Below are 7,355 nucleotides of genomic sequence, written 5' to 3'. Positions count from 1 at the left end.
TCCCCGAACAGGGCGTCGAGACCGCGCTCGTAGGCGAAGGTGGGAATATGGGCGTTTTGTTGCGGCACCCGGCGGGCGCCCAGGATCCGCCCCTGACGCAGGGCATCCCACAACGGCAAGCGGCCATCGATGGCCGCGTGTTCAAGCTGGTTGACCAGCGCCGTGATAAACGCCGTCTTGCCACTGCGAGAGAGGCCGGTCACCGCCAGCCGCAGATGGCGATCCCGTACCCGGTTCACCACGTCTGTGGCCCTGTGCTGCAAGAGCGACCACTTTTGTTCCAGTGTGTTGCGTATCAAGGCTTGTTCAATCCCTCAATTCAATCATCGGTTTCAGGTGCGCCATCAGCTATGTCGCGTCGTCGGATCCCGTTCAAGGCAGGGCCTCGCTCAATCGGCGAGGCCAGGGATCACAGCTTGCTGAACTCCCGCTGCAAGGTGAACTCCTTGGAGGTCACCAGCTTCTCGATGCGCTGCAATCTGGGCTCCAGGGTGTCGAGCTCCTGTGCGATACGGTCCAATGCCTGATGAGGAGTGACACCGGCCTGCCAGCTACGCGCCTTCATCCGCACTTCGGAAAACTCTCCCTCTTCTTTTTCATAGAGAGTGACCGGCCGCTTGTCGAGCAGAAACCAGGCGGCAATGTAGGCAGTGAAGGTAATGAAACCGGCGAAGATGAGGCCGGTGATGGCCAGCAGTCGCACGATCCAGGGCTCCACGCCGAAGTAGTCGGCAAGGCCGGCGCAGACGCCCGCTATCTTGCCCTGCTGAGGGTCACGATAAAGATTGCGCCCCTCCCGATTCGATGGACTCATACCTTGTTCCTCCAGCCCGGCACTTCCGCGTCCAGAATCGACTCCAGCGAGCCGACCCGCTCCTGCATCTTCTCGGCACGGGCCAGCAACCCTTGCAGCTGCTCTCGCTCGCTATCGGCGAGACCGGCGCCAATCCGTCCCTTGGCACGGTAGTGCAGCACCAGCCAGATGGGGGCCACCACGACCATGAAGACCACCATGGGAACCATCAATACGCCCAGCAGATTTTCCATCAGTTACTCCCCTTGTTTGCCTTCACGTTTGCTTTCACTCTGGCCCAGCTTCTGGCCCAGCTTCTGGCGCATCGCTTCCAGCTCTTTGCTGATCTGGTCGTCGACTTCCAGCTCGGCAAACTGCTGGGCCAGCGCCTTGCCGGATTGCCCCAGATCGGCGCGGGCTTCCATTTCGTCGATACGTCGTTCCATGCGCTCAAACTTGCTGACCACGGCCTGGCTCTCGCCACGGGCGACCTGACTTTGCACGTTGAGACGGCTGCTGGCGGCTTCGGTGCGAATCGTCATCGCCTTTTGACGACTACGGGCATCTTCCAGCTTGGCTTCCAGCTGACGTATTTCGTCACCCAGCTTGTCGATGCCGCTGTCCACCGCCTGCTGCTCGCGATAGAGCGTCTCGGCCAGTTCGGTCTGCTTCTTTTTCTCGATCAACGCGGCGCGGGCCAGATCTTCACGGCCCCTGGTCAGCGCCAGTTCAGCCTTGCCCTGCCATTCGTCAACCCGCTCCTGATGGCGGCTGACCTGACGACCGATCTCTTTCTGGCTGGCGAGGAAGCGGGCCAGATTGGAGCGCTCCTTCACCAGCTCGTCTTCCATCTCCTGGATGATCAGACGCACCATCTTCTGGGGATCTTCAGCCTTGTCGAGCAGGGCCGTCAGGTTGGAATTGATGATGTCGGCCAGACGGGAAAAAATACTCATGATAGAACTCCTGTGATTGGCATGCGTTGTTTCTCCATTGACAATGGCAACTTGTGTGCCAATCTGGAACGGAATTTAACTTGTTGATTTATATGGGGAGGATACGTGGAGTTTCAAGTTCCCCTGTACAAGTAATGATAATAATCACCAACTTTTGGTAAGATTGACCAGCTTTTACAACTGACAGGGATCACTATGACCACGGCCACGGAAAGCCTGTTGGGGGAATCCAACGCATTCCTCGAGATCATTGAGCAAGCCTCACGCCTCGCCCCACTGCGCAAACCCGTGTTGATCATCGGCGAGCGAGGGACCGGCAAGGAGCTCATCGCCCATCGCCTACATTATCTCTCGGCGCGCTGGGATCAAAGCTTTGTCACCATCAACTGCGCTACCCTGAGCGAAAACCTGCTGGAGACCGAGCTGTTTGGACACGAGGCGGGATCCTTCACCGGCGCAGCCAAGCGCCATCAGGGCCGCTTCGAGCGCGCCGATGGCGGCACCCTTTTCCTCGACGAGCTGGCCACCACCAGCGCCCGGGTGCAGGAGAAGCTGCTGCGGGTCATCGAATACGGCGAGTTTGAGCGGGTGGGTGGAGCCAAGGCACTCAAGGTAGATGTGCGGCTGGTGTGTGCCACCAACGAGGATCTGCCGGCACTGGCCGACAGAGGGGACTTTCGCCACGATCTGCTGGACAGGCTGGCCTTTGATGTCATTACCCTGCCCCCCTTGCGGGAGCGACGCGAAGATATACTGATGCTGGCGGCACACTTCGCCCACGGCATGACCCGGGAGCTGGGCTATCCGTTGTTTGCCGGTTTCTCCCGCAAGGCGACCCAGCTACTGCTGGATTACCCCTGGCCCGGCAACGTGCGGGAGTTGAAAAACGTGGTGGAGCGCAGCATCTACCGCCAGGGTAATCCCCAGTTGCCGCTGTCCGAGCTGGTGATCAACCCCTTTGACTCCCCCTGGCGCCCCCGTTCCCGGGCAAGTCTGGCCGCTACCATCGATGAGCCCATCCAGGCGTCCGTCTCCACCCCTCCCCTCCTGCCGCTGGATCTCAAACAGGCGGTGGCGGAGTACGAGATTAATTTACTCAAGCAAGCCATGCAGCAATCCCAGTATAATCAGCGCAAAGCCGCTCAATTGCTGGCGTTGAGCTATCACCAGTTTCGCGGCATGCTGCGCAAATACCAGCTGCTGGACAGTGACAGCGATGCAGATTAAGACCCAGGGCAGCCAGGTTCAGACCGACTCCCGCAACTCGCCAGCCACGCTGGCACATTCGTATAAAAACATGGTTCTACAATGAGAATGTTCAAACCCTTGCTGCTTGGATTGCTGGTGCTGGTTACCGGTTGTCAGAAACAAGACGACGCGTCCAGAACGGGACTCATCTATTGTACGGAAGGCTCGCCCCAGACCTTTAATCCCCAGATATCCAACTCCGGAGTCACCTTGGATGCCAGCTCGCGCACCCTCTACGATCGCCTGCTGGAGGTAAACCCCAACACCCTGGCGCTGGAACCTGCGCTGGCCACCGACTGGCACATCAGCGAGGATGGTCTCACCTACACACTGACCCTGCGCAAGGGGGTGACCTTTCACCATACCCCTTGGTTCAAACCCAGTCGCACCCTCCATGCCGACGATGTGGTCTTTACCTATGCGCGCCAGCTCGATGAACAGCACCCCTATCACAACGTCTCCGGCGGCGAGTATCCCTATTTCTACAGCCTGGGGCTGGATCAGCTGATCAAGCGGGTCCACAAAAAGGGACCCGGGCAGGTCGTGTTCGAGCTGAATAGACCGGATGCTTCCTTCCTCGCCACCCTGGCCAGCGACTACGCCATCGTGCTCTCCGCCGAATATGCCAATCAGATGCAACAAGCTGGCACCCCGGCCCTGCTCGACAGCCGTCCCATCGGCACAGGACCATTCAGTTTCAAGGAGTATCGTCACAACGAGTTCATCCGCTATTTGCGCCATCCCGGTTACTGGGGCGGCGAGGCCAAAATAGAGCAGCTCATCTACGACATCACCCCCAAGTCATCCAAACGACTGGCCAAGCTGTTGACCGGCGAGTGCGACGTGATGAGCACCCCTGCTGCCAGCCAGCTCTCGGTGATTAAGCAAAAACCTGAGCTGAGCCTCTCGGTGCAATCGGGCATGAACGTCGCCTTCCTGGCCCTCAACACCCGCAAGCCGCCCTTCAACAAGGTGCAAGTGCGTCAGGCCATCGCCAGCGCCATCAACATAGACAACCTGCTGCAGGCGGTCTATTTCGAGACGGGCCAGGCCGCCAACAGCCTGCTGCCCCCCCTCTCCTGGGGCTACAACCCCTCCCTGCCGATGCGCAAACCGGATCTGCAGCGGGCGCGTCAGCTGCTCAAGGAGGCGGGGTTCGAACAGGGGTTCGAGATGCAAGTGCTGGTGCAGCCAGGCTCACGTCCCTACAACCCGGACGCCCTCAAAACAGCCCAGCTGATACGAAACGATCTGGCCAGAATAGGCATCAAGCTGAAAATTGTGCAGCAGGAGTGGCCCATCACCCAGGCCCGCCTCGCCAAAGGCCAATATGACAGCCTGCTCTCTGGCTGGATTGCCGACAACGCCGATCCGGACAACTTCTTTCGCCCCTTGCTGAGCTGCGCCGCCGTCGAGCGCGGCAATAACTACAGTCGCTGGTGCAGCCCGGCCTTCGATCAGCTGCTGGACGATGCGGTCACCACGCCCCAGCTGGCGTTCCGGCTGCGCAACTACTATTACGCCCAAACCCTGCTCAACGAGCAGGTGCCACTCATTCCGCTGGCCCATGCCCTGCGCACCTTGGCCAGTCGCAGCGACATTCAGGGGCTCTCCCTGATGCCCTTTGGCGGCACCGTCTTCAACCAAGCCCACAGGGAGTAAGCATGTTTCTCTATATACTGCGTCGCATCAACCTGCTGCTCATTACCCTGCTGGCGCTGACCTTCGTCGTCTACCTGCTGGACGTTCGCCTCATCGGTCAGCAAGCCAGTTTCTGGAGCGGTTATCCCGATTTCCTGCGCCGCATTCTGGATGGGGATCTGGGGCTTTCCAGCGTTTCAGGCCAGCCGGTGCTGGAAGAGATCCGTCACTACTTCCCTGCCACCCTGATCCTCTGCATGGCAGCCTTTGCCATCTCGCTGCTGGTGGGTATTCCGCTCGGCACCCTGGCCGCGCTCTATCAGGGCAAGCCGCTGGATCTCTCCATCATGACCGCCGGCCTCATCGGTTATGCGGTGCCCGTCTTCTGGCTGGCGCTGCTGGTGGTGATGTTCTTCTCGCTGGAGCTGGGCTGGCTGCCCGCTTCGGGCCAGATCAGCCTGCTCTATGACGTGCCCTCCATCACCGGCATCGCTGTGTTTGACGTGCTGATGAGCAACGAGCCCTGGCGCCAGGCGGCGCTGCACGATGCCCTTCTCCACCTGATCCTGCCCTCGCTGGTGCTGGCGGTAGTGCCCACCACAGAGGTGATCCGCCACGTGCGCAGTTCACTGATCGACGTCATGAAGCAGAACTACATCAAGGCGGCGACGAGCCGGGGTCTCTCCAAGGCGCAGATAGTCTGGCGTCACGGCCTGAAAAATGCCCTGCCGCCGGTGCTGCCGCTGCTGGGTCTGCAACTGGGCAGCGTGCTCACCTCCGCCATGATCACAGAGGTCGTGTTCGAATGGCACGGGATAGGCCGCTGGCTCATCAACAGCATTGCCCTGCAGGATTACGCCGCCATCCGGGGCGCCACCCTGGTGGTCGCCGGCTTCGTCATCGTCATCAGCGTCAGCACCGAGCTGCTCACCACCCTCATCTATCCGGCGCGGCGTAAAGAACTCTATGCAAAACAAGACTAAACGCGCTCATGGCGTGACCTGGAGCCAGGTATCCTATGCAAGATAAATCAAACATCTATCCCGAGCTCAAGATCCTCTCGCCCCTTGAGCAGACGTGGGCCTCCTACAGCCGTAATCCGCTTGCCATGGCGGGGCTCTGGTGCTTTTTGCTGTTGCTGCTCATCACCCTGGTGGGGCCGCTGGTCGTTCCCTACGGCATCGATGAACAGCACACCGACAAGCTGCTGCTGGCCCCCTCCTGGGCGGCGACCGGCAATATCGACTACTTCCTCGGCACCGACGATCTGGGGCGCGACATCCTCTCCCGGCTGGTAGTGGGGGCACGGCTTACCTTCGGCAATGCCCTGCTGGTGGTGATGATTGCCATGGTGGTGGGCTCCGCCATCGGCATCCTGGGTGGCATGAGCAAGGGGCTGAAATCGAGCGTGCTGCACCACCTGCTCGATACCCTGCTCTCCATCCCCTCCCTGCTGCTGGCCATCATCATGGTCGCCATCCTGGGGCCGGGCCTGTTCAATACCCTGATCGCCATCACGCTGGCACTGATCCCCCCCTTCATCCGGGCGACCTACAACGCGGTTCACACCGAGATGCAGAAGGAGTACATCATCGCCAGCCGCCTCGACGGTTCGCCGCCGCTGCGGATCATGCGTCTGGCCATTTTGCCGAATATAGTCGAGACCCTGGTCGCCCAGACTACCCGCACCCTCTCTGCCGCCATTCTCGATATCTCGGCGGTGGGTTTTCTCGGCCTCGGCGCCCAGTCGCCCCAGCCGGAATGGGGCGCCATGCTGGCCGATTCGAGCGATCTCATCTATCTCGCCCCCTGGACCGTGACCCTGCCGGGCATGGCCATACTGTTCAGCGTGCTGGTCACCAACCTGGTTGGCGAAGGCATTCGTGAAGCGCTTAAAGAGGGGGACGACTGATGCGGTACTCTTTGCCGAAGATAGATAGGTTCACCATTGAACCCTGTTCATTCCTGTGCAGCGTGTGGGTCAACCATGCGCTGGCCGGTGAAAGCCCTCGTGAAGCGCTCAAAAAGGGGAATGCTTAATGCCCTTGCTAGATATTCGCAACCTGACCATCGAGATCGACACGCCCCAGGGCAAGGTCAAGGCGGTAGACAGGGTGAGCCTGACCCTGACCGAGGGGGAAATCCGCGGCCTGGTCGGTGAATCGGGCTCCGGCAAGAGTCTGGTGGCCAAAGTGATCGTCGGCATCCAGAAGGACAACTGGACGGTACGTGCCGACCGGATGCGCTTCAACGACATGGATCTGCTGACCATGGCTCCCAAGGATCGACGCCGGATCATGGGTCGCGAGATCGCCATGATCTTTCAGGACCCCATCAGCTGCCTGGACCCTTCCGAAGAGATAGGTTCCCAGCTGGAAGAGGCGATCCCGACCGATTCGTTCGAGGGTCAGTTCTGGCAGCGCTTCCAGTGGCGCAAGAAGAAGGCCATCGCCCTGCTGCACCGGGTCGGCGTCAAGGATCACCGCAAGGTGATGCGCGCCTATCCCCACGAGTTGTCGGACGGCATGTGCCAGAAGGTGATGATCGCCATGGCCATTGCCAACAAGCCGCGTCTGCTGGTAGCCGATGAGCCCACCAGCGCCATGGAGTCCACGACCCACTCCCAGATCCTGCGGCTGCTGGACAAGATGAACAAGCTGGGCAACACCACCATCCTCATCATCAGCAACGACATCGCGGCCATCGCCAACCTGACC

At 60.2% G+C, this 7,355-nt stretch carries 9 protein-coding genes; 5 read left to right on the top strand and 4 right to left on the bottom strand.

All coding sequences use genetic code 11. The features are described 5' to 3' along the window. The 4 genes from AAC083_RS23100 to pspA form a co-directional block, all read right to left on the bottom strand. Nucleotides 1–299, bottom strand: a 299-nt coding sequence (locus AAC083_RS23100; protein ID WP_375134757.1) for a YcjX family protein, incomplete at its 3' end; no start/stop codon positions are given. Between the two features lie 110 nt (nt 300–409). Further along, on the bottom strand, nt 410–814 hold the full coding sequence (gene pspC, locus AAC083_RS12575) for an envelope stress response membrane protein PspC (RefSeq protein WP_181364738.1): 405 nt from the start codon (nt 812–814) through the stop codon (nt 410–412). After that, entirely contained in the window at nt 811–1,047 is a 237-nt protein-coding gene (gene pspB, locus AAC083_RS12570) for an envelope stress response membrane protein PspB (RefSeq protein WP_042035437.1), read from the bottom strand. The genes pspC and pspB overlap by 4 nt, the downstream gene beginning before the upstream one ends. Nucleotides 1,048–1,050: 3 nt before the next feature. Next, nucleotides 1,051–1,749, bottom strand: a complete 699-nt coding sequence (pspA, locus tag AAC083_RS12565) for a phage shock protein PspA (protein WP_108536784.1) — start codon at nt 1,747–1,749, stop codon at nt 1,051–1,053. A 195-nt stretch (nt 1,750–1,944) separates the two neighbouring features. On the opposite strand from pspA, the gene pspF reads away from it, so the two are divergent. The 5 genes from pspF to AAC083_RS12540 form a co-directional block, all read left to right on the top strand. Next, complete coding sequence (gene pspF, locus AAC083_RS12560) at nt 1,945–2,976, top strand: phage shock protein operon transcriptional activator (protein ID WP_042035433.1); 1,032 nt, start codon at nt 1,945–1,947, stop codon at nt 2,974–2,976. Between the two features lie 87 nt (nt 2,977–3,063). After that, nucleotides 3,064–4,659 carry an ABC transporter substrate-binding protein SapA gene (sapA, locus tag AAC083_RS12555; protein WP_181364740.1) on the top strand — a complete coding sequence of 532 codons (1,596 nt, stop codon included), beginning with the start codon at nt 3,064–3,066 and terminating at the stop codon, nt 4,657–4,659. Between the two features lie 2 nt (nt 4,660–4,661). Further along, a complete protein-coding gene (locus AAC083_RS12550) occupies nt 4,662–5,621 on the top strand; it encodes an ABC transporter permease (protein WP_042035426.1) in 960 nt (319 codons plus the stop codon). 35 nt (nt 5,622–5,656) lie between these two features. Further along, nucleotides 5,657–6,550, top strand: a complete 894-nt coding sequence (locus tag AAC083_RS12545; protein ID WP_042035424.1) for an ABC transporter permease subunit — start codon at nt 5,657–5,659, stop codon at nt 6,548–6,550. 127 nt (nt 6,551–6,677) lie between these two features. Further along, nucleotides 6,678–7,355, top strand: a 678-nt coding sequence (locus AAC083_RS12540; protein WP_108536783.1) for an ATP-binding cassette domain-containing protein, incomplete at its 3' end; no start/stop codon positions are given.

It is taken from the genome of Aeromonas sp. HMWF014, from assembly GCF_963878295.1.
Taxonomy (GTDB): domain Bacteria; phylum Pseudomonadota; class Gammaproteobacteria; order Enterobacterales; family Aeromonadaceae; genus Aeromonas; species Aeromonas popoffii.
Note: the sequence above shows the minus strand (reverse complement) of the source record. Positions and strands in the feature narration are given on the sequence as shown.